Source organism: Stenotrophomonas forensis (assembly GCF_028752115.1).
GTDB classification, from domain to species: domain Bacteria; phylum Pseudomonadota; class Gammaproteobacteria; order Xanthomonadales; family Xanthomonadaceae; genus Stenotrophomonas; species Stenotrophomonas forensis.
Genome location: NZ_CP082270.1, coordinates 1,288,212 through 1,313,107 on the forward strand (window position 1 = coordinate 1,288,212; position 24,896 = coordinate 1,313,107).

Here is a 24,896-nt window from a genome sequence, read left to right on the forward strand (position 1 = left end):
ATCGGGAAGTGCCGGCCGCTGGCCGGCAGCGCCATGCGACCCTGTGTTGCCGGCCAGCGGCCGGCACTACCCCAAGGAGAGACCTATGCGAAAGACAGGGATGTGGGTGTTCGCCGGACTGCTGCTGGCCCCCGCCGTGCTGGCCGCGCCGGCCTGCCAGGCGCCGGTGGCCGTGGCGCGCGCCTTCTACGAGGCGACGACGGGCAAGGGGGATCTGCTGGAGCCGCCGCCCGCGCTGGTCAGCCCGGCCTTCGGCAAGGCGCTGCGCGGCGAACGTGCCTGCCAGGTGCGCGAGCAGGGCATCTGCACGATCGATTCGGACCCCTGGCTGGATGGCCAGGACGGTGACATCGACAGCGCGGAGGACTACCGCTGGCAGCAGGCCTCGGCCAGCGCCGGCGAGGTCGAGATGCGCTACACCGTGTGGAAGCAGGCGCGCCTGACCCGCGTACCGATGGTCCGGCAGGGCAACGGCTGCTGGCAGGTCGATGACATCGTGACCAGTCGCGGCCAGTCGGTGCGGAAGATCCTCGCCCAGCCGGTGCCCTGAACCGCCTACGGCATCCACGCAGGGTGCTGTCCAGTTGCCGGCCAGCGGCCGGCACTACCATGCGATGTTGGGGTGGGTGCCGACCGTGGGTCGGCACGCCGCTATCGCGAATGCCCGAACACCAGTTCGATCACGAACTGGCTGCCAAAGAACGCCAGCAGCAGCAACAGCATCGCCGCCAGCGTCCAGTGCACCGCCTTCATGCCGCGCCAGCCGTAGCGGCGGCGGCCGATCAGCAGCACGCCGAACACGATCCACGACAGCACGCTGAGCACGGTCTTGTGCACCAGCTTCTGCGCCAGCAGGTCGTCGACGAACAGCACGCCGGTGACCAGGGTCAGGGTCAGCAGCGCGAAGCCAACGGTGATCACCCGGAACAGCAGCGATTCCAGGTCGGCCAGCGGCGGCAGTGCGCGCAGCCACGGCCGGAACTCGCGGCGGCGCAGCGCGCGCTCCTGCAGCCACAGCATGATCGCCAGCAGTGCGGCGATGCTCAGCGTGGCATAGGCCAGCAAGGCCAGCCAGGCGTGGCTGGCCAGGCGCCAGCCCAGCACCTTGCTCGGTTCGTGGCCGTAGCCGTGGTAGGCCAGCAGCAGCACGGCGGCCAGCGGGAACACCACCACGCCCAGCGCCGACATCCGTCCGCGCGCGCCGACCAGCGAGGTCAGCCAGGCCATGCCCAGGCCGACCAGCGACAGCGCGGCGAAGAAGTGCATGTCCGGCCCGCCATTGGTGCGCATCGCCACCATCACGTGGTAGCCGCCATGCAGCAGCATCGCGGGCAGCGCCGGCCACAGCCAGATGGGGGAGCCAGTGGTTTCATCGCGGCCGAGCGCGCGCACCAGCAGGGCACTGGCGGCCAGGTAGAGCAGGACGGCGATGAGAACGATTGTCATCGTTGCAGTTTCGCATACCCCCGCGGTGGTGGCGACGGCCGCGGCGTCGCAGCCCGGCAGGCGGGGCGGACCCGTTATACTGTCTGCCTTATTGTCCCCCGTTTTCAGACAGGTCGTACCGCATGTTCGAGTCCCTGACCCAGCGCCTTTCCGGCACCATCGAGCGCCTGCGTGGCCGTGGCCGCCTGACCGAGGAGAACATCCGCGAGGCGACCCGCGAGGTCCGCATCGCGCTGCTCGAAGCCGACGTCGCGCTGCCGGTGGTGCAGGCCCTGATCGAGCGCATCAAGGTGCGCGCGGTCGGCCAGGAAGTGCTGAAGTCGCTGACCCCGGGCCAGGCCCTGATCAAGGTCGTGCGCGACGAGCTGACCGCGGTGATGGGCGCTGAAGCCAGCGACCTGAACCTCAATGTTCCAGCCCCGGCCATCATCCTGATGGCGGGCCTGCAGGGCGCCGGCAAGACCACCACCGTGGGCAAGCTGGCCAAGCACCTGAAGGAAAAGCGCAAGAAGAAGGTGATGGTGGTGTCGGCCGACGTCTACCGTCCGGCCGCGATCGAGCAGCTGAAGACCCTGGCCGAGCAGGTTGGCGTGCTGTTCTTCCCGTCCAGCGCCGACCAGAAGCCGGAAGCCATCGTCCGCGCCGCCATCGATGATGCGCGCAAGTCGTTCGTCGACGTGCTGCTGGTCGATACCGCCGGCCGGCTGGCCATCGACGAAGCGATGATGGCCGAGATCAAGGCCCTGCACGCTGCCGTGAACCCGGCCGAAACCCTGTTCGTGGTCGATGCCATGACCGGCCAGGACGCGGCCAACACCGCCAAGGCCTTCGGTGACGCGCTGCCGCTGACCGGCGTGGTGCTGACCAAGACCGACGGTGACGCCCGTGGCGGTGCCGCGCTGAGCGTGCGCTACATCACCGGCAAGCCGATCAAGTTCGTCGGCGTCAGCGAAAAGCCGGAAGGCCTGGATGTGTTCCACCCGGACCGCATCGCCAGCCGCATCCTCGACATGGGCGACGTGCTGTCGCTGGTCGAGCAGGTCGAGCAGCAGGTCGACAAGGACAAGGCCGCCAAGCTGGCCGAGAAGGTCGCCAAGGGCAAGAAGTTCGACCTGAACGACATGCGCGACCAGCTGGAGCAGATGCAGAACATGGGCGGCATCGGCGGCCTGATGGACAAGCTGCCGGGCCTGGGCAACATCCCCGACCATCTGAAGCAGCAGGTCAGCCAGGGCAAGGAAGTGCCGCGCATGATCGCCATCATCAGCTCGATGACCAAGAAGGAACGGCGCAACCCGAACCTGCTCAACGGCTCGCGCCGCGCGCGCATCGCCAAGGGCTCGGGCGTGACTCCGGCCGACGTCAACAAGCTGATGAAGCAGTACATGCAGATGGAAAAGATGATGAGCAAGATGGCGGGCGGCGGCATGAAGGGCATGCTGCGCAGCATGAAGGGCATGATGGGCGCCATGGGCGGCCGCGGCATGCCGTTCCGTTGATGCCTGAAAGGGGGAGGGCGCAGGGGGCCGGGACCGGCACTTGCGTGGCCAGCCCCCTGTTGCTTGACTACGTATTGATCTGACAAGGGAATGCACATGAAGAAGATGATCGTGGTAGCGGCGCTGGTACTGGCGCTGGCCGCCTGCAAGGACGACACCTCGGTATCGCAGAAGGCCGGCAGTGCCATCAGTGGTACCGCAGCCGATTTCGTCGCTGGCCTGGGCGAAGGCGTGGACAAGCGCATGAACGTGACGCTGCAGGCCGATCCGGGCCTGGCGGCGCGGGGCCTGACCGTGACCCTGGGCAAGAGCCGCGGCATGGGCTCCAAGGAAGCGGCCGTGTATGTGGTGGCCGACAAGGCCTTCAAGGGCAAGCTGGTTGCGCGTGCGCTGGATGCCGAGGGCACCGAAATCGGCCGTGCATCGGCCGAGGCGGAATTCGCCGCCGACGACGCACGCTATGTGACCTTCCAGTTCAACGAGGAAATGGACAGCCAGCTGGTGCGCACCTACGCGGTGGTGGCGCGCTGATCCTCGCGCGGCCAGCCCCTCGGGTTCTGGCCGCAGCGACTGGCGTATGCTGGGCAGCGACTTCTCCCACAGGTATGTCGCGTGAACGCATCGCCGATTCTTGAACGCGCCGACGCCTTCTGTCGGCGTTTTTCATTGCAGCTTCCGATCCTGCTGGCACCGATGGCCGGCGCCTGCCCGGTGCCGTTGTCGGCCGCGCTGGCCAATGCCGGCAGCATGGGCGCGATGGGCGCAGTGCTGTCGTCATCGGCCGATATCGGCCGATGGATGGACGACTTCCGTGCCGCTTCCACCGGTCCGGCACAGGTGAACCTGTGGGTGCCGGACCCGGCGCCGACCCGTGATGTTGCCGCCGAGGCTGCCAGCCGCACCTTCCTTGCACAGTGGGGGCCGGACGTGCCGGCCAGTGCTGCCGATGCCACGCCTGCCGATTTTGAGGAACAGTTCGCCGCGTTGGTGGCGGCGCGCCCGGCAGTGGCCTCGACCATCATGGGCGTGCTGCAGCCACGCCATGTGCAGCAGCTGAAGGATGCCGGCATCGCCTGGATCGCCTGTGCGACCACCTTGTCCGAAGCACGCGCGGCACAGGACGCCGGCGCCGATGCGGTGGTGGCGCAGGGCGTGGAAGCGGGCGGCCATCGCGGTTCCTTTGATCCGGCGATGGCCGAGCGCCAGCTGGTCGGGCTGTTCGCGCTGCTGCCGCGCCTGGCCGATCACCTGCGGATTCCGGTCATCGCTGCCGGTGGCATCGCCGATGGCCGTGGCATCGCCGCCGCGCTCACCTTGGGCGCCAGCGCCGTGCAGATCGGTACGGCCTTCCTGCGCACGCCCGAAGCGGCGATCGCCTCGGCGTGGGCCGACGGGCTGGCCGCCAGCGAGCCGGAGGATACCTGGCCGACGCGTGCCTTCAGTGGCCGCCTTGGCCGTGGCCTGGCCACCCCCTATGTGCGCGCCGCCGCCGCGGACGGCGCACCTGCACCGCGCCCGTACCCGGTGCAGCGCGGCCTGACCGCACCGATGCGCAGGCAGGCCGTACAGGAAAACCGGCTGGCGGCGATGCAGGCGTGGGCCGGGCAGTCGGCATGGATGGCCCCGGCACAGCCGGCCGCCGACGTGCTGCGTGGCATGTGGCAACAGGCGCAGGCGCTGCTGCGATGACGGTGACCTGCAACGGCCAGCCGGCGCAGGTCGAGGACCTGCTGCCGGCACTGGTCAACTATGGCCATTTCACCTCGCTGCAGGTGCGCGGCGGTGCCGTGCAGGGGCTCGACCTGCATCTGGCGCGGCTTGCGCAGGCCACGCGCGAACTGTTTGGCAGCGAACTGGATACGGGGCAGGTGCAGGCGTGGATGGTGCAGGCGCTGCAGCAGGCGGCGCGGGCCGATGCCTCGCTGCGGGTGACGGTGTACTCGCGCCACTTCGATTTCCGCAGCCCGCTGGCGACCGTGCCGGTGGACGTGCTGGTGGCCGTCTCGGCGCCGGTGGCACTGAGCGCACCCAAGCGGGTGCGCAGCGTGGTCTGGCAGCGCGAGCTGCCGCAGATCAAGCATGTAGGCACTTTTGGCCTGTTCGCCGAGCGGCGTGCGGCGATGGCCGAGGGCTTCGACGATGCCTTGCTGGTCGGCAGCGACGACTGCATCAGCGAAGGCACAACCTGGAACCTGGCCGTCCACGACGGTCACCAGTTGCTCTGGCCGCGCGCCCCCGCCCTGCGTGGTACCGCCGAGAGCCTGCTGAAGCAGCACTGGCCCGGCCCGCAGGTCAGCCGGCCCCTCCCGCGGGCGGCCCTGGCTGGCGTGAAGGCGGCCTTCGCCTGCAATGCCAGCGGCCTGTGGGCGCTGGAGGCCATCGACGGGCATGTCCTGCCGGGTTCGCAGGCGCTGGCTGAACAGGGTAGGGCGGTGCTGGCAGGGGTGCCTTGGGACGATCTGGGCTGAAAGCCCCGCCGGGCAGGGCCCGGTGCTACCGTGAAGGTCGGGGCACCCCCGGGGTTGGCTCGGCCCGGCTCTGCCGCTATAATCGCCCGCTTACCTCGCCATCCTGGCGACTGGGCAATAGGAAAAACACCATGGTCAAGATTCGACTGACCCGCGGCGGCGCCAAGAAGCGTCCGTTCTACCACATCATCGTCACCGACGTGCGCAGCGCGCGCGACGGCCGCAACATCGAGCGCGTTGGCTTCTACAACCCGGTCGCCCAGGGCGCCGAGAAGCGCATCGAGCTGGACCTGGCCCGCGTTGACCATTGGGTCAAGAACGGCGCCCAGCCGACCGACAAGGTCCGCAACCTGATCAAGGAAGCGACCAAGTCCCAGGCCGCTGCGGCCTGATCCTGACGGGCCACGCTTCGGCGTGGCCCTCTTGGTTGAAGCAGATGAAAGATATCGAGCGCCGCATCCTGCTGGGCAGGGTTGTCGGCGCTTTTGGTGTGCGCGGCGAGATCAAGCTCGAGTCCTGGACCGAGCCACGTTCCGCCATTTTCCGTTACCAGCCGTGGATCGTGCGCAGCCCGTCCGGCGTGGAAACCACGATTGAAGGTGTGCGTGGCCGCGACAGCGGCAAGCACCTGGTCGCCCGTTTCCCCGGCGTCGAGGACCGCGATACCGTCGAAGCGATGCACGGCACCGAGATCTACGTGGCGCGCAGTGCGCTGCCGCCGCCGAAGCCCGATGAGTACTACTGGGTGGACCTGGAAGGCCTGGACGTGAAGACCACCGAGGGCGTCGCCCTGGGCCAGGTCTCGCACCTGTTCAGCACCGGCGCCAACGACGTGGTGGTGGTCCGTGGTGACCGCGAGCGGATGATTCCGTTCGTGCAGCCGGACTTCGTCAAATCGGTCGACTTCGAGGCCAACCTGGTCGTGGTCGACTGGGATCCCGAGTTCTGAGTGTGAGCATGCGTTTCGACGTCATCACCCTGTTCCCCGAGTTCCTCGCCCAGTCCGCTGGGTTGGGCGTGGTCGGGCGTGCGCAGGAGAAGGGCCTGTTCAGCCTGCATGGCTGGAATCCCCGTGATTACGCCGAAGGCAACTACCGCCGGGTGGACGACCGTCCGTTCGGCGGTGGCCCGGGCATGGTGATGCTGATCGAGCCGCTGCAGGCCTGCCTGCAGGCGATCCGCGACGCCGACCCGGCCCCGGCGCGGGTGATCTACCTCAGCCCGCAGGGCGCACCGCTGACCCAGGCCAAGGTGCGGGAACTGGCGGCTTTGCCGCGCATGGTCCTGCTCTGCGGCCGCTACGAAGGCATCGACGAGCGTTTCCTGGAAGCCAATGTCGACGAGGAGATTTCCCTCGGCGATTACGTGCTGTCCGGGGGCGAGCTGGGCGCGGCGGTGATCATCGACGCCGTGGCGCGCCTGCAGGACGGCGCCCTGAACGACGCCGAATCTGCGGCGCAGGACAGCTTCGAGGGCGACCTCGGCCTGCTCGACTGCCCGCACTACAGCCAGCCGGCCCAGCATCCGCTGGGTGACGTGCCGGAGGTGCTGCGCTCGGGCAACCACGCGGCCATCGCTGCATGGCGTCGCCAGCAGTCGCTGGTCCGTACCGCCCAACGGCGCCCGGACCTGCTGGATGAACAGGCACTGGGCAAGGCCGACCGCAAACTGCTGGACCAGGCCCGGCAGGCCCTGAAACAGAAGGCCCGCCCCTAGCGCAGGGCTGGCTTTATCGGCTATCATGGCCAATTCCCGCCAGCCCCGGCCGGCGCGCGCAGTACCCACAACAAACGTGCAGCACAGTCCAGTGACTGCATCAGCCTACGTTGTCGAAACGACACACCCACCCGAACAAGAATCGGTGTAACCCATGAGCAAGCTGAACAAGTCCATCGTCGCGGAATTCGAATCCGCCCAGATCACCCGCGAACTGCCGAAGTTCAGCCAGGGCGACACCGTTGTCGTCAACGTGAAGGTGAAGGAAGGCAGCCGCGAGCGCGTGCAGGCCTACGAAGGCGTTGTGATCGCCACCAAGAATGCCGGCCTGAACTCCTCGTTCACCGTCCGCAAGATCTCGCACGGCTACGGCGTCGAGCGCGTCTTCCAGACCCACAGCGCCATCATCGACTCGGTCGAAGTGAAGCGTCGTGGTAAGGTCCGCGCCGGTAAGCTGTACTACCTGCGTGGCCTGGAAGGCAAGGCTGCCCGCATCAAGGAAGACCTGGCTGCCGCTGCTGCCGCCAAGGCTGCCCGTCTGGCCGAAAAGGCCTGATAAACAACTTCGGTTGTTGCCGCGACGGCCACCTTCGGGTGGCCGTTTGCGTTTCCGGCCGTGCATCGGTCACGATCAGGTGATGAGCGACATCAATCCGCGCTATCCCGCCGCAATCCAGTCGGCGCTGCGCTTTCTCGACAGCAAGGGGCTGGCGCGTGCGCAGTCGGCCCCGCTGTTGCATCGGCTGCTGTGGCGAGTGGGCGTCGCATTGCCACCGCCGATCCTGGCCGGCTTCGGCACCAATGCGCTGGTGCAGGGCCTGTTGTTCGGGCTGTTCTGGACCGGCTTGATGTGGCTGATGCTGTGGCAGGGCAGTGAGCGCCCGCTGGCCCTGCTGCTGGTGGCCGGGTTGCTGGCCGGTGCCTTGTTCGGCGTGGTGATGGCGGCGCTGATGCATGCGCTGCGGCGTCACCGCAAGCTGCCGGGCTGGCGCCAGTTCCTGGCCGGCCAGACGGACTGAACCGATGGCGCAGCGCGCCGTGACCGGCAGGCATGCACCGCGCTAGGCTGCGCTTTCCACTCAGATGGACGTGCCGTGCGATGCCTGCCAAGCGAACCGCACCTTCCGCCGTTCCCAGGCTGCTGTCCGGTGGCAACCCGCAGATCGCCAAGGGCGAGGGCGATGCCACGGTGCAGGCCTACATCGCGGCGATGCCGGACTGGAAACGACCGATCGGCGAGCGCCTGGATGCGCTGATCGAGCAGGCCGTGCCCGGCGTACACAAGGCGGTGAAATGGAATTCGCCAATGTATGCGGCGGCCCCGGGCGCAGGCTGGTTCCTCAGCTTCCATTGCTTCACGCGCTACATCAAGGTCGCGTTTTTCCGCGGCGCTGCATTGAAGCCGGTGCCGCCCGAGCCATCCAGAAGCGCCGATACGCGCTACCTGCACCTGCGGCAGGACGGCGTGCTGGATGAAGCCCGGTTCCTCGACTGGGTGCGGCAGGCGGCCGCATTGCCCGGCGAGCGCATGTAAGCCCGACGTTTCGATGTCCTTCCCGACGAGAGCACCTGATGGCCACGCACGCGCCCAACCCTGCCGATGCCGGAACCCCGGCGGCCGAACTGATCGATGCACGCATCGCCGAACTGGGCGACTGGCGTGGCGAGACGCTGGCACGCGTGCGCGCGCTGATCCATGAAGCGCTGCCGGAGGTGCAGGAAACCTGGAAGTGGCGCGGCACGCCGGTGTGGGAACACAACGGCATCCTGTGTACCGGCGAGACCTACAAGCAGGCGGTGAAACTGACCTTCGCCAACGGTGCGGCGTTGGCGGACCCGAAGGGTCTGTTCAACGCCAGCCTGGACGGCAACACGCGGCGCGCGATCGACATCCATGAAGGCGCGATGCCCAATGCCGCCGCGTTCAAGGCGCTGCTGCGCGAGGCGGCGATGTTCAACGCGGCGAAAAAGAAGAAGCGGTAGAGCCGGCCGCTGGCCGGCTGTTGCGTGATGATTCCGGAGCGGCATGAAGCTGCCGGCCAGCGGCCGGCACTACCGTGGCGGCGATGATTCCAATGCGGCATCCGGGTCGGCCACCGGCGAGGGCGGGCAGGCCGGAATTTCCGAGGGCGTGGCCAGTTCCTCGGCGTGCGAAGGTTTGCCGATCATCTTCGCCTTGCGCCAGCCGCCCCAGCGGTAATACGCCAGCGACAGCAGCATCGATACGAACGAGCTGACCGGGAAACTCCACCAGATCGCATCGGCACCCCAGTACGGCTGCAGCAGTTCGGCGAACGGCACGCGCACGCCCCACAGCGAGCCGGCCAGGATCAGCAGCGGCGGAATCACCGCGCCGGTCGAGCGCACCACGCCGGAGATCACGAAGCTGACGCCGAAGAACAGGAACGAGCCGATCACCACATGGTTGAGATGGCGGGCGATGTCCAATGCCTCGCTGGCCGGCGGCAGGAACAGCGCCAGCAGCTGGCGATCGAATACCACCAGCGGCAGGATCAGTGCGCCGGTCAGCAGGAAGTTGAACATCACGCCCTGGCGTGCGGTGCCACGCACGCGGTCCCAGCGCTGTGCGCCCACATTCTGCGCGGCCATCGACGAGCAGGCCGCACCGATCGCCATCGCCGGCATCTGCAGGTAGTTCCACAGCTGCAGCGAGGCGCCATAGCCTGCGCCGGTAGCCGTGCCGTACTGGTTGACCATGGTCATCAGCAGGATCACCGACAGCGAGATCAGCACCATCTGCAGGCCCATCGGCACGCCCTTGAGCACCAGCGCCTTGAGGATGGTCAGGTCGAGCTTGAACAGGCGCATGTCGGCACGCCCCAGCCATAGCGTGTGGCGCTTGTGGCGCTTGTGGCGCATGTACAGCAGCAGGCCGGCCAGCGACAGGGTCTGCGCGACCAGCGTGGCCCACGCCGAGCCGGCGATGCCCAGCGCGGGGAACGGCCCCATGCCGAAGATCAGCACCGGGTTCAGCACGATGTCCAGCGCCACCGACACCATCAGGAAGCGGAATGGCGTACGCGAATCGCCGGCACCGCGCAGCGCGGCGGTGAGGAAGGCGAACGCGTACAGCGTCGGCATCGCCAGGAAGATGATCTGCAGGTAGGCCTCGGCCAGCGGCAGCGAGGCGGCCGGCGTGCCCATCGCCGCCAGCAGCGGATGCGCCATGAACCAGCCGGCGATGGCGATGATCACCGACAGGCCGATGAAGAAGGTGGCGCTGGTACCGACCACGCGCCGCGCCTGGGCGATGTCGCGTGCGCCGATGGCCTGGCCGATCAGGATGGTCGAGGCCATGCCGAAGCCGAACACCGAGCCGATCAGGAAGAACATGATGTTGTTGGCGTTCGCGGTGGCGGTCAGCGCCGCCTCGCCGAGGAAACGCCCCACCCACACCGCATTCACCGAACCATTCAGCGACTGCGCGATGTTGCCGGCCAGGATCGGCAGGGAAAACAGCAGGAGATTGCGGCCGATCGGGCCGGAGGTCAGGTCAAGCGGCGCTTTGGCCATGGAGTGGTGATCGATTCCCGGGAGGCGCACACTAGCACCAAGCCGGTTTGCGGGATGTGGCAATGCATCAACGACTACGGGTGGGACGGGGCATGGCGCTGGCCTTGATCGGCGTCGTACTGGCCGCATGTTCGATGGACGACCGGCTGGGTGATACCCAGGTGCGGCCGACCGACCGGCCCGAGTGCCTGGTCGGCAGCCAGCGCCAGGATCTGTCCGCTGGCGTACCCACCCTGATCGGGGGCAGCGGTTGCCGTACCGACCCCGACCATCCGCGTCCCCTGAACAAGCCACCGGAGTAGTACGCACCGATGCATGAGCTTTCCCCGCTGTCGCCCAGTGTCCGCCTGGACATCTGGCTGTGGGCGGCCCGTTTCTTCAAGACCCGCAGCCTGGCCAAGCAGGCCATTGAGACCGGCAAGGTCAGCGTGGCTGGCCAGCGCCCGAAATCCTCGCGCGCTGTGCGCGTGGGTGAGCAGCTGCAGGTCGATCGTGGCGAAGAGCATTTCGAGATCCAGGTGCTGGGGCTGAGCGACCAGCGCGGGCCGGCCCCGGCAGCGCAGCAGCTGTACGCCGAGAGCGAAGCCTCGAAGGCGCGTCGTGCCGAGCAGCGCGCATTGCGCATCGCCGCCCGCGATGGCTTCCAGCCGCCGGAGCACAAGCCGGACAAGCGCGCGCGGCGGTTGATACGGGCATTGGGTGATATCGACGCGCTCTGACGGAACGGCGATTCCGGTGCATTGTTCCTATCGCGGTGCGAAAGGAGGCGCGAGTCACGGTGCGTTCGGAAGCGGCGGGGCAGGCTGGATGTTCACCTTCTGGAAGCCTGCCGATGCGTTGCCTATTGTTGTGCCTGTCCCTGCTTGCTGCCGCGCCCTTGCACGCGGCCGATATCACCTTCTGGGATGCTCCGCAGCGCGGGGGCAACAGCATGAACATGTCGCCTCCGGACCGGGACTACTTCGAGGCGCTGCGTGCGACCGGCGCGACCTGGGTGCGGCTGGTACCGGACAAGTGGAAGGCGCAGGGCGGCCGTGACTTCCTGATCGGCAACGCGGACGACTATCAAGGGCTGGTCGCAGCTGATCTGGCGACATTGCGCCGCGTGCTGGACGATGCCGACGCGGCCGGACTGAAGGTGGTGCTCACCCCGCTGTCGCTGCCGTTGCTGCGCTGGAAGCAGCACAACGGTGACAAGGTCGACCAGCGCCTGTGGCAGTCGTTCGACAATCACGCCCCGGCGCTACGCTTCTGGCATGACCTGGCCGTGGCGCTGAAGGGACATCCCGCACTGGCCGCTTACAACCTGATCAACGAACCGGTGCCGGAATTCGGTGCCGGCCTGGCCGAACATGCGTCCAGCGAGGCGATGCAGCAGTGGTACGCCGGGGTGCAGGACGGTCCGCGTGATCTGCGCCGTTTCTACTCGGAGCTGATCGCGCGCATCCGCGAGGTCGACGCGGAAATGCCGCTGATGCTGGATGCCGGATGGTATGCGGCCGCCGATGGCTTCAACTACTGGCCGGCACCACTGGCCGATACCCGGCTGCTGTACAGCGTGCACATGTACGAACCGTACGCGGCGACCAGTGCGCCCAACCAGAAGCGAGCCAAGCCCTGGCGCTACCCGGGCAGCGTGCCGTTCGGCGGCCACAGCGAGCGCTGGGACGCGGCGCGCGTACGCAGCTACCTGCAGCAGCCGATGGACTGGGCGAAGACGCACGGGGTGGGGGCCAACCGCATGGTGGTCGGTGAATTCGGCTGCATGCGCCGCTGGCCCGACTGCAGCCGCTACCTGCAGGACGTGCTGCAGGTGCTGGAACAGGACAAGGTGCACTGGGCCTTCTACGCTTTCCGCGAGGATGGCTGGGACGGCATGGACTACGAACTGGGCGACAAGGCGCTGCCGTGGTCGTACTGGCAGGCACAGGAACAAGGAAAGCCAGCGGTGCCGCCGCGCTCGATGCAGGCGCCGTTGTTCGCGCCGATCCTGCAGCGGCTGAAGGCCGGGAACCGGTAGGACGCCGGGCAGGGCCCGGCGTGATCCGTAGCGATGCAGATCATGCCGGGTCATCCCCGGCGACAGCGCCGGTCAGCGCTTGCCGCCGAGCAGGTTGCCGCCCAGCTTCAACAGGTCACTCATGCCGAACTGGCCGTCGCCGTCCTGGTCCAGCACGCTGCCGAGCAGGCCACCGGCAATGCCGCCCTGCTGCTGCACCTGCTGCTTTTCCTGGCCGAGCGCCTGGCTGAGCGAGCCGGCATCGGCCTGGCCGCCACCCAGCCGCTGGGCGAGGAAGGCCATCACGATCGGCGCGAGGATCTGCAGCAGCTGGCTGGTGCGGCCGCTGTCGAGCTGGGTGGCCTGGGCCAGGCCGGTTTCCACCTTCTGCTGGCTGCCGCCGAAGATGTGGCCGAGGATGCCGGCGCCATCGCTGGCGGCACCACCGCCACCTCCGCCCAGCACCGAACCGAGCACGCTGCCCAGGTCCAGGCCGCTGTGGTTGTTCTGCAGCGCGCCGAGCAGGGCCTGCGCCCCCTGCGGCTGCGCAGCGTTGTTGCCCAGCGCGCCCATCAGCACCGGCAGCGCGGCACTGATCGCGCCGGAGGCCTGGGTATCGCTGATGCCGAGCTGCTGCGACACCTGCTGCAGCGGAGCGCCCTGCAATTTGGCGAGAAGTTCATCGGTCAGGCTCATCAGGGGAATCCTCGATTGGGATGGGGCGTGCAGAAGGTACGACGCGGACCGTTAAAACGGCGACGCCGCCTCACGGGGAGGCGGCGTGCCGTACACGGGGGAGGCCGATCAGAGCTCGATGTCTTCCGCGCCCGGGGTGGCGGCAGGGAAGTCGGTTTCCGGCTGTGCCGGCTTGAACGGGTCCGACGGCTGGCTGGCCAGCGCCTTCAGGGCTGCTGCGACGCCGGCACCGTAGGCCGGGTCGGCCTTGCTGCAGTTGTCGATGTGGCGCTGCTTGATGAAGTCCGGCGCATCGCCCAGGGCACGGGCGGTGTTGGCGAACAGGCGGTCCTTCTGCGCCTGGTTGTAGCTGCGGAACAGCGCACCGGGCTGGCTGAAGTAGTCGGCGTCGTCCTCACGGAAGTTCCAGAAGTCGGCGTCACCGCGGATCTTCATTGGCGGCTCGCGGTACTCCGGCTGCTCCTGCCACTGGCCGTAGCTGTTCGGCTCGTAGTGCGGCAGGCCGCCGTAGTTGCCGTCCACGCGCATCGCACCATCGCGGTGGTTGCTGTGCACCGGGCAGCGCGCAGCGTTCACCGGGATCTGGTGGTGATTGACGCCCAGGCGGTAACGCTGCGCATCGGAATAGGCGAACAGGCGCGCCTGCAGCATCTTGTCCGGCGACGGGCCGATGCCCGGCACCAGGTTGCTCGGTGCGAACGCCGACTGCTCCACGTCCTGGTACCAGTTGACCGGGTTGCGGTTCAGTTCGAACTGGCCGACCTCGATCAGCGGGTAGTCGCTCTTCGGCCACACCTTGGTCAGGTCGAACGGGTGCACGCGGTAGGTTTCCGCATCCAGTTCCGGCATGACCTGGATGAACAGCTTCCACTTCGGGAAGTCGCCCTTGTCGATGGCGGCGAACAGGTCGCGGCCGTGGCTTTCGCGGTCATGGCCGACCAGGATCTGCGCCTGTGCGTCGGTCAGCGATTCGATGCCCTGCTGGCTGACGAAGTGGAACTTCACCCAGAAGCGCTCGCTGTCGGCGTTGGTGAAGCTGTAGGTGTGCGAGCCGAAGCCGTGCATGTGGCGGAAGCTGCGCGGGATGCCGCGGTCGCTCATCACCACGGTCACCTGCAGCAGGGCTTCGGGCAGCAGCGTCCAGAAATCCCAGTTGTTGCGCGCGCTGCGCAGGTTGGTGTGCGGGTCGCGCTTGACCGCCTTGTTGAGGTCGGCGAACTTGCGCGGGTCGCGCAGGAAGAACACTGGCGTGTTGTTGCCGACCAGGTCCCAGTTGCCTTCTTCGGTGTAGAACTTCAGCGCGAAGCCGCGGATGTCGCGCTCGGCGTCGGCGGCGCCACGCTCGCCGGCCACCGTGGTGAAGCGGGCGAACATTTCGGTCTGCTTGCCGACCTTCTCGAACAGCTTGGCGCGGGTGTACTTGCTGATGTCGTGGGTGACGGTGAAGGTGCCGAACGCGCCCGAGCCCTTGGCGTGCATGCGGCGCTCGGGAATGATCTCGCGGTTGAGATTGGCCAGCTTCTCCAGCAGCCACACATCTTCCATCAGCAGCGGGCCGCGCGGGCCGGCGGTCTTGCTGTTCTGGTTGTCCACCACCGGCGCGCCGAAGGCCGTGGTCATCGGCGTGACCGGGTCGTCACCGTGCTTCTGCTTCGGCGTGGTGCTCAGCTCGCGCTGCTGCTGGGCGCCTTCCTCAGGCGTCGGGGCGCTGTGGTAAGGGCACTTGGCGTTGTTGTTGTCGGACTGGCTCATCGGCTGGCTCCTGGTGGCGGTGAAGACGTGGGAAACATCTTCACTCGACTGTAGCTAGGGCCAGATGAAATGAATAATCGAATGATTCGTTCAGGTTGATAGATTCTGTCAATTGAAAAACAGAATCGGATTTGTGGAATCTTTCAATTGGCCCCCCGCGGCCAGGCGGGAGGCCATGGACGTGCGCTGCGGTTACAGCAGCGCCTTCAGCCGGTACAGCGCTTCCAGCGCCTGCTTCGGGGTCAGCTCGTCCGGGTCGATCGCCGCCAGCGCTTCCTGCGCCTTGCTGGCCGGCGCGGCGAACAGGCCGAACTGCTGCGGTGCATCCAGCGCCTGCGGCGCCAGTTCGGCGGCATGGCTTTCTCCGCCGCGCTGCTCCAGCTCCGCCAGACGGCGACGGGCCTGCGCCACGGTGGCGCGGGGCAGGCCGGCCAGTGCCGCCACCTGCAGGCCGAAGCTGCGGTTGGCCGGGCCGTCCTTCACCGCATGCATGAACACCAGCGCTTCGCCATGCTCGACCGCATCCAGGTGCACGTTGGCGATGCCGCTGCGGCCACCTTCGTGCTGCTCGTCGGCCAGCGCGGTCAGCTCGAAGTAGTGGGTGGCGAACAGCGTGTAGCAGCGGTTCTGGTAGGCCAGGTGGCGGGCCACCGCGTCGGCCAGGGCCAGGCCGTCATAGGTGGAGGTGCCACGGCCGATCTCGTCCATCAGCACCAGCGAGTGCGCGGTGGCGTGATGCAGGATGTAGCTGGTCTCGGCCATTTCGACCATGAAGGTCGACTGCCCGCGGGCCAGGTCGTCGCCGGCGCCGATGCGGGTCAGGATGCGGTCGATCGGGCCGATCAGCGCACGGCTGGCCGGCACGAAGCTGCCGATGTGGGCCAGCAGCACGATCAGCGCGTTCTGCCGCATGTAGGTCGATTTACCGCCCATGTTCGGGCCGGTGATCACCAGCATGCGGCGGTCCGGATGCAGGTCCAGGTCATTCGGTTCGAACGGCTGTTCGCGCACCGCTTCGACCACCGGGTGGCGGCCGCGCTCGATCTTCAGGCAGGGCTCGGCCTGCAGTTCCGGGCGTGCCCAGTCCAGCGCCTGCGCGCGTTCGGCGAAGCCGGCCAGCACGTCGAGCTCGCTCAGCGCTGCCGCGCATTGCTTCAGCGGTTCCAGCTGCCCGCCGAGGGTGTCCAGCAGCTGCTCGTACAGGTACTTCTCGCGCGACAGCGAACGGTCGCGCGCGGACAGCACCTTGTCCTCGAAGGCCTTCAGTTCCTCGGTGATGTAGCGCTCAGCGTTGGTCAGTGTCTGCCGACGGGTGTAGTGCACCGGTGCGCGGTCGGACTGGCCCTTGCTGATCTCGATGTAATAGCCGTGCACCCGGTTGTAGCCCACCTTCAAGGTGGCGATGCCACTGCTCTCGCGCTCGCGCTGCTCCAGGTCGACCAGGAACTGGTCGGCATGGGTCGACAGGCGGCGCAGCTCGTCCAGCTCCTCGTCGAAGCCGTCGGCCAGCACGCCGCCATCGCTCAGCTTCAGCGGCGGCATCTCGGCGATGGCGCTGGCCAGCAGCTGCGCGCATTCGTCATGTTCGCCCAGCGCGGCGTGCAGCGCCTGCAGGCGTGGAGAATCCAGCGGCGCCAGCACCTCGCGCACTGCCGGCAGCAGGCCCAGGCCGTCACGCAGGGTGGAGAAATCGCGCGGGCGCGCCGAGCGCAGTGCGACGCGGGTGAGGATGCGTTCGAGGTCGCCCAGGCGGCGGAACTGCTCGCGGATGTCGGCATCACTGCCGCGGTCGATCAGCGTTTCCACCGCATGGTGGCGCTGCACCAGCACCTCGCGCAGGCGCAGCGGGCGGTGCAGCCAGCGCCGCAGCAGGCGCCCGCCCATGGGCGTCACGGTGCTGTCCAGCACGCCCAGCAGGGTGTTGCGGGTGTCGCCATCGACGCGCGTATCCAGTTCCAGATGGCGGCGGGTTGCGGCATTCATCGCAATCGCCTCGCCGGCGGTTTCCATCGCGATCGAGGTCAGGTGCGGCAGGCGCTGCTTCTGGGTTTCTTCGACATAGCCGAGCAGGGCGCTGGCCGCAGCCGTGGCGCGCGGCTTGTCATCGATGCCGAAACCGCTCAGGTCATGCAGCTTGAAGAACGCCAGCAGCTGGCGGCGGCCACTGTCGGCGTCGAACAGCCACGGCGCGCGGCGGCGCACGCCGGTACGCTGGCGCAGGAATTCCGGCCAGTTCTCTTCGTCGGGCACCAGCAGTTCGGCCGGCTCCAGCCGCGCCAGTTCGGCTTCCAGCGCGTCGTCGGTTTCCACCTCGTTGACCAGGAAGCGGCCACCGGCCAGGTCGGCCCAGGCCAGCCCGTAGCCCTGCTTGGTACGCGACAGCGCCATCAGCAGGGTGTCGCGGCGTTCGTCCAGCAATGCCTCGTCGGTCACCGTGCCGGGGGTGACGATGCGCACCACCTTGCGCTCGACCAGGCCCTTGGCCAGCGCCGGATCGCCGATCTGCTCGCAGATCGCCACCGACTCACCCAGCGCCACCAGCCGTGCCAGATAACCCTCGTAGGCATGCACCGGCACGCCGGCCATCGGGATCGGCGCGCCGCCGGAGCTGCCGCGCTGGGTCAGGGTGATGTCCAGCAGCCGCGCCGCCTTGCGGGCGTCGTCGTAGAACAGCTCGTAGAAATCGCCCATGCGGAAGAACAGCAGCAGGTCCGGATGGTCGGACTTGGCCGCGAAGAACTGCTTCATGAGGGGCGTGTGCTCTGCGCTTGCCTTCGATGCAGACGGTTTCGCTTTTGAATCAGTGGTTTGCAAGAGAACTTCCTACGGGTTGTAGCGATCAATCCAGGGCACTTGCGGCAAGTAACGGGGTTATTCGTTGCGCCTCAGTTGCGCTAGTCACTCAAAGAGGATCAAATCGATGTTGCGACGGACAGACGGCGGATCGACCATGGATACGGTTGTTGCGGCGCAGGCAGAGACCCCGCGCCGCCGAGGCACCAAGTTTAAGCTGACCTACCGGCAAATCTGCGAACTGAGCGTGGCCAAAGGCCCGGTCGAAGGCAAGCATGGAAGGGTGGTCATCGCGCCTCGACTCCCCGAAGATGCCGGGAAGCCTTACCGCGTCCTGGACGGCAATCAGGGGGCGCCGACGGGCTTTGGCTTCTACGTGGGCACCACCCGCACCACCTATGAAGTCGTGGTCCGTGGCCCAGCCGGGGTTCGTCGCTTCTCCCTGGGCAGCGTCACCGACATCGGCCCGGAGCAAGCCTACGAGCTGGCGCGGCGGAAGTTGGCCGTGGTTCGAGAAACGGGCGAGCATCCTTCGAAGGAAGAGGCCCGAGCCGAGCAGCTGGTGGAGCTGAAGGGGCTCACGCTGGCGGATTGCTTTGCGGCCTACGTTGAGGACCTGCAGAAGCGCGTCCGCAACAAGAAAGCCAAGCCCGCCAGCATCCGGGCGATCCAGGACAGCTTGGCGCGGTTCGCTCGGCCGGAAGTCGGGCTGGCGGACAAACCGATCCTTCAGCTGTTGGACAAGGACATCCACCGTGCGTTCGACAGCTTGCGGCGATCGTCCATGGTGCGCTCCAACCGAATCCCCACCCCGATGCGCCAAGCGCTGGCTGATCAACCGGATTGGGCCGAGCTCTCCACGCAACAGCTCGAAGCGTTGGGCGTGACCGGGAAGTACATCCAGCGAGTCAAAGCGGCCGGTTTGGCGTCGACCGAGCACGCGTTCACAGACGCGAAGAGGGCGGTCGACCTGGTGCTGAAGCGGGAACGCAAAGCGGCGGCTCAGCAGCAGCGGGAACCGGTGCTGCGCTACAACCCGTTCCAGGTCATCCACGACGACGACATGCTGCGGGACTCGCAAGCGCTGCGCCGGCACTACGAGCGCGCGGAAGTGCGCAATCCGTTGGGGGACGAGACGCTTCCCACGGTCCTTAAGGTGATCTTGGCGCGACGGGACGAGCAGGGCGGCTTGAACGCCACCGGCGCAGACTACTTGCTGCTGACCTTGCTCTGGGGCACCCGCCGCGGCGAGGCCGCTCCCCTGCGCTGGTTTGACCGGTGCTCCCCCGGCGAGCTGCGCCAGTCGGAGGTATCCTGGGTCTGGTTGGCCGGGCCGGATGAGGTCAACCCTTACACGAGGCGAGCGGGCTCTCAGGTTTACTTGTTTGATACCAAGAATGGCGAGGAGCGCTACCTGCCGGTGGCCTACTTTGGTGAAAAAATTTTGCAGCGGCGTTACGACGAGCGCGCGGACGAAACCAAGCTCAAGCAAGACCTAGCGGACGCGGAAGAAGTGTTGGGCGCCGCTCGAGCCAGGCGTGCACGCCGGGATCTTCTGGACCGGCTGGAGAAGGAAGCAGAGAAGGCACGCCGCGCGCTGGCCAAAACGATGTTTGTCTTTCCCGCCCGATCAGATCGCAGCACGACGGGGCACTACTCGGACAGCAAGAGCATCGTGGCAAACGTGCGCCGGGACGCGGGGTTGCTCGATCTGCGGGCAGAGGTGGACATTGGTCTGACCCTCCACGACCTGCGCCGGACGCTCGGCCGTTACGCCGCCCTCCTGTTCGGCGAAAGTCGAATCGTGTCCCAATTGCTCCACCACAGAACGTTGGGACGAGGCGAGGATCGCATGGCCGCTGTCTCGGAGCGCTACACCGAGCAGGAGTGGTCCAAGCTCCGCGAGGCCATGGGACGGGTGGAAGAGCACATGGTGGCCACGAGTCCCCGTGTTTGGAATCGCTTGAAGGGGACGGACAAGCCCCGGCTGGACGAGTCCGGCGATGCCCCAGTCTCGATTTTCTCAGCAAGAAACCGGCGCGACGCCCAGTAAGGAGCGACCCAATGGAATGCCAGCGCAAGGAAGAGGACTACCTGGAGCAGCGCTCTGCGGCACTGGATGCTGAGCTGAACAAAGCTGCCGCAGGCTTGCCGCCTCCTACGATCAGCACCAAGGCAGCGGCGCGCTACCTCGGGGTCCACTTCGACACGCTTGGGGAGTGGCGCCGTCGAACGCCCCCCGCAGGGCCGCCCTTCGTGAAAGGGGCCGGCCGCGCTGTTGGAGGGGCCAACGAGCACGTCCGTTACCCTTACACCGAACTCGTTGCTTGGCAGGCCTCACGCGTGGGCCGCAGCGTCAAAGAGCGTCGCTTGATCGACGAACTGGACGCAGCCCAGCAACGGGTCCGTGAGCTGGAAATCGAATTGGCCTTGCGGCAGGCGCGCGACGACGCAAGCCGGCTTCAGAAGAAGTTGGGGCGCATTGCCACGCTGGCCACGCTCGATGACATTGCCGTGGTTCCCCATGAGTGGGCGTTGGTGGATGGCCGGGTGGCCGGCCACGTCTTGGTGGTGAGCGACGACGTGCTTAGCAGTGCGCTTGAACGGGGTGACGTTTGGGATGCCACAGTCGAGCTGGCCTTGCAGGCGCCTTGGGTCGACTGGGAGACGCGTGAGCCCTACCACGCCGCCTACGTAAAGGTGTTGCAGGCGGCGATGCAGGAACTCTGCCAAGCCCAAGCCGCCCAGCGAGCCACTGATCTGGAGGCGCGTTGGGCACCAAGGGATGCGATGGTTGTGCCAGTGCGGCCATTTGCCCGAGACAACGAAGTGTCGTGACGCGGCAGACGAGCCCGGGGGAGGCGACTACGGGGATGTTTAGAGACAGCGCGCACTTGGCCTAAGCCGATGTCGGAGCGCGTAGCACCCACTTGGATAGGTGATGGTCCTTCAACCTCAGAGAGGAAAAGATATGAACGCACGCATCGCAGCCGCCATGGGCTTCGACGACCTCTACGGGGGCAGTGAGGCTTTCCGCGAACGCTTCGATGAGATGCTGGACGCAGTGAAGGCGCTGCCAGAAGGCCTTCACGAGCGTGGGCGGTCACTGATGTATCCCCAGCTGCACAACGCTTGCGTGATGGGGGATGTGGAGCTTGTGAGGGCGCTTTTGGCTACCGGGCTGGGCCCGGACGCGTATACCTACACAGACGACGAAGAGGATCAGCCTCCCTTGGTCTGGCTGGCCCGTGACGTGGAGCTCGATTTCGAGGTTAAGTGTCAGGTCGCCGAGGCACTGATTGCTGCGGGGGCTAGCGTGGAAGAGGGGGAGCCGAAGGAAGAGGCCAAAGAAATGGGGGACGATGCGTTTGTCGACTTCCTTAATTCCAAGGGGCAGTCTGACACGGTGTACTGATACATGATCACCCCTCGTTTCCGCCTATGTTCGGTTATCGCGGTCTTTGAATCGAAATGGAGCGAAGATGGCGGATCCGCCCGTGTCTGAGCCCATGATCATCCCGAGGAGCGCAACCCAAAGGGGTGTCCTGTTTGTGTCTAGGCACCGTAGCGGTTAGGCCTCCTTCGTAGCTAGCCTGCCGTGCGTTGCCGGCACGGATAGCGCTCGCACACGTGAAAATTGTGAGGCTTCAGGATTGACAATGCGCCCATGTTTGCTAGATCAGCTCTTTAGCCGAGAGACCAAACATGAAAATTGAGGATTTTTGGAATGCCGCTTTCCTTGCCGCGCTACATCGACTGCCCGTCGCGCAGGCAAAAAAAGAGGCGGACCTAGCGACCGACGTTTGCATTGATCATTGGCATGCAAACTGGGAGAACCGTTCAGTTGCTAACGCGCCGAAGGTTCAAGACATCGACATTGGCAGCGTCTACAAGCCTGTGGACGGCTTGGGTAACGCGATCCGAGATCTCCCACGGCTCTGGTCTGCCGATGAAAAACAGGGGGTTTAGCCCTCCCGATACCCGCGTTCTTCTAGCCAAAGGATCGCTTGTTCTTCCGAATCGTAATTGCCTATGTGCCCTCCGCCTGGGATTTCATAGGCCGCCCACTTCGAAGCAAGCTGCAGGCTGACATGCTCTGGCGGACAAGTCGTCCCTTTCGGAGGGACCAAGTAGTATTTTCTTACGGGCCTCTCGCCGCTTGCACGCTGGGGACTTGTGATTGTGCTGGGCTTGTCGACATCACCAGAACTTGCCAGTTGCACATCGCCGGCCACTAGCCCCTCTTCGGAGAGAGCGGGAATTGGTTCTGGAAGTTGATTCTTCGCCGGAATTGGCTCGCCTTTGTCGCCTACTTCAGGGGCGGGACTGTTGGGTTTTTTTCCATACGAATTCGACTTGATACTCATAACCCTTCCTAACTGTTGGATGGCGGCCTATGCGATTAAAACAGCTTTAAGGAATGAGGGTGCTCTATCCCTGTTGAAGTGGCGCGATAACCAGTCCCCACAGCAGCTCTGCTGCCCCCTCCTGGCTCATCTTCCGATCATGCTCGCGCCCGAACGATGACATGCCCATGCTGGTCAGGAAGAGCATTTGGTCGTCAGCGTCAACCGAAAGGGACTCGTTGGACGAGTTGCTGCTGTCGGATTCGCCGTGAAGGTAGTTGATCCCGCCCAGCATGCCACCCATATATACGGTCGCTCGGGCAACGTCCTTACCATCCTTGTAGATCGTGGCAAAAAAACGGTTAGCATCCACGCGCCGGAACACGCCTTCGAATCCCGGGTTCCTTGCCTGCAGTTCAGCAAGAGAGTTCTCGAAGTAGCGGGCGATGTATTCGAACGTCTCGGTCTTGAAATGGTCCTTGTCCCGTTGGGTGAAGGTCTTGGATAACCGCAAGTTGCTCGAGCGTGGGCTGGTTATTGATGGGCTGGCATCACTTTGTCTGACGGTTGCCTTCGACGGGGGATTTTTCACGGTAGCCGGGGCTTGGCTCCCTGAAATGCGTCCGGCGGCGTCCCGAACCGCTCTGGCCACCTGGAGAAAAGCTTCATCCCGGTCCGGCCATTGAGTGACAGGCTTTCCGTCCTTGGGCATGCCGAGCAGCTTTCCGAAGGGCGCATGGTGCCAGTCGCAAGCACGCAAAATGACGGGGATGACGATGGCTTCGCCTGCTTCGTGGCGTTCCATGGCCCGCTTCATCTCGATGTCGTAGCAGTAATCGGAGGCGATGAAGTCCGGACTGACCAATAGCAAAATGATGTCATCGCTGTTGATGTGGTCATCGATGACCTGGCCAACCTCTTGCCCCGCGCCAATGCGGCGATCATGCCAAGTCTCAATCACACCTTGCCGCTTGAGCATGGCCAACTGCTTCTCAAGCTGGTCCCGAAGGTCCTCGTCGGCGTGGGAGTAGGAAAAGAACACAGTGGGCACAACGTTCTCCTGAACAGGTGGAGTTATTGCGATTGCATGGGCGGGCTAGCCTGATCAGACGCCTTTGCAGTCGATAGGTGAGTTCTTATTTCAATGCCATCGTTTTTGAGAATTCGCACCGTCTTTAGCTCGCTGTCGTAGATTGCGATCCAGCTGTCGCTCGCCTCAACAACGCGGCCTTCGGCGAGGCGCTCTGAACCCTGCCAGAGTTCTGAGCCCTTTGCCGAGGCTTCCGCAAGAAGCAGCTTCTTTGTCTCGTCGGCTTTGCTTTTGCCAAACTTCTCCCCTACAAGGCCCGGCACGATGGCCAGTAGTAGGACAAAGCAACCGACGCTCGCTACGGCAGAGAGGAACACCGCTGATCCCAGAAGCGCAACGATAGGTTGTCTGATCCAATAGGATCGCCGCTCAAGCCACCCTCGCATCGCTGTGTTTTCCTTGACGGGCGCACGGGCGATGACAATGGACAGCGTGGACATTCCAATCATCGTGAACACGATGCCCCAAGGAATGTCGCTGATCAGGCGAATGCCTTGGATGATGACCACGTAGTAGCCATGGATGATTTTTGCATCGGTGGCTTGGGGGAAGAGGGCCGCAGGAACCCCCATCTCTGTCAAGTAGGTCGAATGCGCGACATCACCGGACAAATGGAGGAAGAACCCGATCAGGGTAGCCACGGCCAAGATGCCGCCCGCCATCGTTGTTAGCGCAGAAGCGATGTGCGAGGGCGATTTGGCGCCGGCGTTGTCGGCTTCCTTCTTCGTCTGCTCCCCGTCCGCTCCATTGTCCGCCATTCCCTTGCCTCGCTGATATACGTCCTAGAATCCTTGTGCCAGATTTAATGGGCGGACGCAACGCAAAGGCCCCGCCGAAGCGGGGCCTTTTTAGGGGGGGCATCAGCAAGCACCTACCTGCGTGAGGTCTGGCGCGTCATGCTATTGAGAATCGCCACCAGGCCGGGCGTCGCGACATTCGGCGGCACAAGCGCCAAGACGAGGAGGCTGAAGATCGCTTGGCTTTGCTCAGGACGGGGCAGTAGGTCGGCAAGGACCACCCCGAGGAAAGCGGTCAAGTGGGCAGTCAACATTATCCCCCACGTCACCAATCCGCCTGCTCTCGGTAAAACTACTGCGATCGCCTATTCGGGATGCGCCAACAGGCGCTCAATGGCTTGCTTTCGCTTGCCCGGCGGAAGCGCGGTCAGTTCTTCGAGAGCTTGAGACAGCTTGGCCTGCTGGGCCTCGCTTTGAATGCCCAGTGCCAAAATCGCGTCGGCCATCGCCGGCGTCGTCGCCAGCAGGTAGGCCGGCGGCACGTCCAGTGCCTGCGCCAGCTCGAACAGTGCTTCCAGGCTCACCGTCATCGATTCGCTCTCGTAGCGACTGATGCGAGCCGATGCGGTGTCTTTGTCCAGGCCCATCCTGACCCCCACTTCGCGCTGGCTAAAGCCTCGAAGGATCCTGGCTTGGCGCAAGCGCGCGGCCACGATCGCTCGCGGAGTTGTCGGCGTAGTCACAGGCTGAACGGATGCAGTGCAGGCATGCACCGATGATGACCCAAGCCCTACGTCACGGGTAGACTCTACGTGCCACG

General features: G+C 65.7%; 28 protein-coding genes. 19 read left to right on the forward strand and 9 right to left on the reverse strand.

What is annotated here, in order from left to right:
• The first annotated feature begins 85 nt into the window (after positions 1–85).
• Positions 86–550, forward strand: a complete 465-nt coding sequence (locus tag K5L94_RS06065) for a YqhG/Tai3 family protein (RefSeq protein ID WP_053449134.1) — start codon at positions 86–88, stop codon at positions 548–550.
• Between the two features lie 101 nt (positions 551–651).
• On the opposite strand, the gene K5L94_RS06070 is transcribed toward K5L94_RS06065, so the two are convergent.
• Positions 652–1,446, reverse strand: coding sequence for a cytochrome C assembly family protein (locus tag K5L94_RS06070; protein WP_005415730.1), 795 nt, complete (start codon positions 1,444–1,446; stop codon positions 652–654).
• A gap of 122 nt (positions 1,447–1,568) precedes the next feature.
• Here K5L94_RS06070 and ffh point away from each other — a divergent pair, with 122 nt between their 5' ends.
• The 11 genes from ffh to K5L94_RS06125 all read left to right on the forward strand — a co-directional run bounded on the left by ffh (position 1,569) and on the right by K5L94_RS06125 (position 9,112).
• Positions 1,569–2,945 carry a signal recognition particle protein gene (gene ffh, locus K5L94_RS06075; protein WP_005408591.1) on the forward strand — a complete coding sequence of 459 codons (1,377 nt, stop codon included), beginning with the start codon at positions 1,569–1,571 and terminating at the stop codon, positions 2,943–2,945.
• Between the two features lie 96 nt (positions 2,946–3,041).
• Positions 3,042–3,476 carry a hypothetical protein gene (locus tag K5L94_RS06080; RefSeq protein WP_148564944.1) on the forward strand — a complete coding sequence of 145 codons (435 nt, stop codon included), beginning with the start codon at positions 3,042–3,044 and terminating at the stop codon, positions 3,474–3,476.
• Between the two features lie 81 nt (positions 3,477–3,557).
• Positions 3,558–4,634, forward strand: coding sequence for an NAD(P)H-dependent flavin oxidoreductase (locus tag K5L94_RS06085; protein ID WP_053449136.1), 1,077 nt, complete (start codon positions 3,558–3,560; stop codon positions 4,632–4,634).
• A complete protein-coding gene (locus K5L94_RS06090) occupies positions 4,631–5,413 on the forward strand; it encodes an aminotransferase class IV family protein (RefSeq protein WP_053449137.1) in 783 nt (260 codons plus the stop codon). The genes K5L94_RS06085 and K5L94_RS06090 overlap by 4 nt, the downstream gene beginning before the upstream one ends.
• Before the next feature lie 131 nt (positions 5,414–5,544).
• Positions 5,545–5,805, forward strand: coding sequence for a 30S ribosomal protein S16 (gene rpsP, locus K5L94_RS06095; RefSeq protein ID WP_005415733.1), 261 nt, complete (start codon positions 5,545–5,547; stop codon positions 5,803–5,805).
• A 44-nt stretch (positions 5,806–5,849) separates the two neighbouring features.
• Complete coding sequence (rimM, locus tag K5L94_RS06100; RefSeq protein WP_010483256.1) at positions 5,850–6,362, forward strand: ribosome maturation factor RimM; 513 nt, start codon at positions 5,850–5,852, stop codon at positions 6,360–6,362.
• Positions 6,363–6,370: 8 nt separating this feature from the next.
• Positions 6,371–7,129 carry a tRNA (guanosine(37)-N1)-methyltransferase TrmD gene (trmD, locus tag K5L94_RS06105; RefSeq protein ID WP_053449138.1) on the forward strand — a complete coding sequence of 253 codons (759 nt, stop codon included), beginning with the start codon at positions 6,371–6,373 and terminating at the stop codon, positions 7,127–7,129.
• Positions 7,130–7,283: 154 nt separating this feature from the next.
• Positions 7,284–7,685 carry a 50S ribosomal protein L19 gene (rplS, locus tag K5L94_RS06110; protein WP_005408597.1) on the forward strand — a complete coding sequence of 134 codons (402 nt, stop codon included), beginning with the start codon at positions 7,284–7,286 and terminating at the stop codon, positions 7,683–7,685.
• A gap of 82 nt (positions 7,686–7,767) precedes the next feature.
• The gene (locus tag K5L94_RS06115; protein WP_053449139.1) at positions 7,768–8,148 is read left to right on the forward strand and encodes a DUF6404 family protein; all 381 of its coding nucleotides are present in this window, start codon (positions 7,768–7,770) and stop codon (positions 8,146–8,148) included.
• Positions 8,149–8,228: 80 nt separating this feature from the next.
• The gene (locus K5L94_RS06120; RefSeq protein ID WP_274512246.1) at positions 8,229–8,663 is read left to right on the forward strand and encodes a DUF1801 domain-containing protein; all 435 of its coding nucleotides are present in this window, start codon (positions 8,229–8,231) and stop codon (positions 8,661–8,663) included.
• Between the two features lie 38 nt (positions 8,664–8,701).
• Positions 8,702–9,112 (forward strand): DUF1801 domain-containing protein, encoded by a 411-nt coding sequence (locus K5L94_RS06125; protein WP_274512247.1) that lies wholly within the window; start codon positions 8,702–8,704, stop codon positions 9,110–9,112.
• Between the two features lie 69 nt (positions 9,113–9,181).
• On the opposite strand, the gene K5L94_RS06130 is transcribed toward K5L94_RS06125, so the two are convergent.
• On the reverse strand, positions 9,182–10,663 hold the full coding sequence (locus K5L94_RS06130) for an MATE family efflux transporter (protein ID WP_274512248.1): 1,482 nt from the start codon (positions 10,661–10,663) through the stop codon (positions 9,182–9,184).
• A gap of 62 nt (positions 10,664–10,725) precedes the next feature.
• Between K5L94_RS06130 and K5L94_RS06135 the strand changes: the two genes are divergently transcribed.
• The 3 genes from K5L94_RS06135 (at position 10,726) to K5L94_RS06145 (ending at position 12,683) form a co-directional block, all read left to right on the forward strand.
• Positions 10,726–10,965: a hypothetical protein gene (locus tag K5L94_RS06135; protein ID WP_053449143.1), complete on the forward strand. Its 240-nt coding sequence runs from the start codon at positions 10,726–10,728 to the stop codon at positions 10,963–10,965.
• Positions 10,966–10,974: 9 nt separating this feature from the next.
• A complete protein-coding gene (locus K5L94_RS06140) occupies positions 10,975–11,382 on the forward strand; it encodes an RNA-binding S4 domain-containing protein (protein WP_008267691.1) in 408 nt (135 codons plus the stop codon).
• A gap of 212 nt (positions 11,383–11,594) precedes the next feature.
• Complete coding sequence (locus K5L94_RS06145; RefSeq protein ID WP_274512249.1) at positions 11,595–12,683, forward strand: glycoside hydrolase family 5 protein; 1,089 nt, start codon at positions 11,595–11,597, stop codon at positions 12,681–12,683.
• Between the two features lie 72 nt (positions 12,684–12,755).
• On the opposite strand, the gene K5L94_RS06150 is transcribed toward K5L94_RS06145, so the two are convergent.
• The 3 genes from K5L94_RS06150 to mutS all read right to left on the reverse strand — a co-directional run bounded on the left by K5L94_RS06150 (position 12,756) and on the right by mutS (position 17,924).
• Positions 12,756–13,358, reverse strand: coding sequence for a DUF937 domain-containing protein (locus K5L94_RS06150; protein WP_049456157.1), 603 nt, complete (start codon positions 13,356–13,358; stop codon positions 12,756–12,758).
• A gap of 108 nt (positions 13,359–13,466) precedes the next feature.
• Positions 13,467–15,110 carry a catalase gene (locus K5L94_RS06155; RefSeq protein WP_008264912.1) on the reverse strand — a complete coding sequence of 548 codons (1,644 nt, stop codon included), beginning with the start codon at positions 15,108–15,110 and terminating at the stop codon, positions 13,467–13,469.
• 192 nt (positions 15,111–15,302) lie between these two features.
• Positions 15,303–17,924, reverse strand: a complete 2,622-nt coding sequence (gene mutS / locus K5L94_RS06160; RefSeq protein WP_425507578.1) for a DNA mismatch repair protein MutS — start codon at positions 17,922–17,924, stop codon at positions 15,303–15,305.
• 136 nt (positions 17,925–18,060) lie between these two features.
• On the opposite strand from mutS, the gene K5L94_RS06165 reads away from it, so the two are divergent.
• From K5L94_RS06165 to K5L94_RS06180, 4 genes are all read left to right on the forward strand, one after another.
• Positions 18,061–19,956 carry a site-specific integrase gene (locus tag K5L94_RS06165; RefSeq protein WP_274512252.1) on the forward strand — a complete coding sequence of 632 codons (1,896 nt, stop codon included), beginning with the start codon at positions 18,061–18,063 and terminating at the stop codon, positions 19,954–19,956.
• 11 nt (positions 19,957–19,967) lie between these two features.
• Entirely contained in the window at positions 19,968–20,741 is a 774-nt protein-coding gene (locus K5L94_RS06170; RefSeq protein WP_188238816.1) for a nucleotide-binding protein, read from the forward strand.
• 133 nt (positions 20,742–20,874) lie between these two features.
• The gene (locus K5L94_RS06175; RefSeq protein ID WP_188238817.1) at positions 20,875–21,318 is read left to right on the forward strand and encodes an ankyrin repeat domain-containing protein; all 444 of its coding nucleotides are present in this window, start codon (positions 20,875–20,877) and stop codon (positions 21,316–21,318) included.
• Positions 21,319–21,608: 290 nt separating this feature from the next.
• Positions 21,609–21,872: a hypothetical protein gene (locus K5L94_RS06180; RefSeq protein ID WP_141057203.1), complete on the forward strand. Its 264-nt coding sequence runs from the start codon at positions 21,609–21,611 to the stop codon at positions 21,870–21,872.
• On the opposite strand, the gene K5L94_RS06185 is transcribed toward K5L94_RS06180, so the two are convergent.
• The 4 genes from K5L94_RS06185 to K5L94_RS06200 form a co-directional block, all read right to left on the reverse strand.
• The gene (locus tag K5L94_RS06185) at positions 21,869–22,270 is read right to left on the reverse strand and encodes a hypothetical protein (protein WP_141057202.1); all 402 of its coding nucleotides are present in this window, start codon (positions 22,268–22,270) and stop codon (positions 21,869–21,871) included. The genes K5L94_RS06180 and K5L94_RS06185 overlap by 4 nt on opposite strands.
• A gap of 64 nt (positions 22,271–22,334) precedes the next feature.
• The gene (locus tag K5L94_RS06190; protein WP_274512254.1) at positions 22,335–23,300 is read right to left on the reverse strand and encodes a TIR domain-containing protein; all 966 of its coding nucleotides are present in this window, start codon (positions 23,298–23,300) and stop codon (positions 22,335–22,337) included.
• Positions 23,301–23,323: 23 nt separating this feature from the next.
• Positions 23,324–24,097, reverse strand: a complete 774-nt coding sequence (locus K5L94_RS06195; RefSeq protein WP_188238821.1) for a hypothetical protein — start codon at positions 24,095–24,097, stop codon at positions 23,324–23,326.
• A 344-nt stretch (positions 24,098–24,441) separates the two neighbouring features.
• On the reverse strand, positions 24,442–24,723 hold the full coding sequence (locus K5L94_RS06200; RefSeq protein WP_478414812.1) for a helix-turn-helix domain-containing protein: 282 nt from the start codon (positions 24,721–24,723) through the stop codon (positions 24,442–24,444).
• Positions 24,724–24,896: the final 173 nt, after the last annotated feature.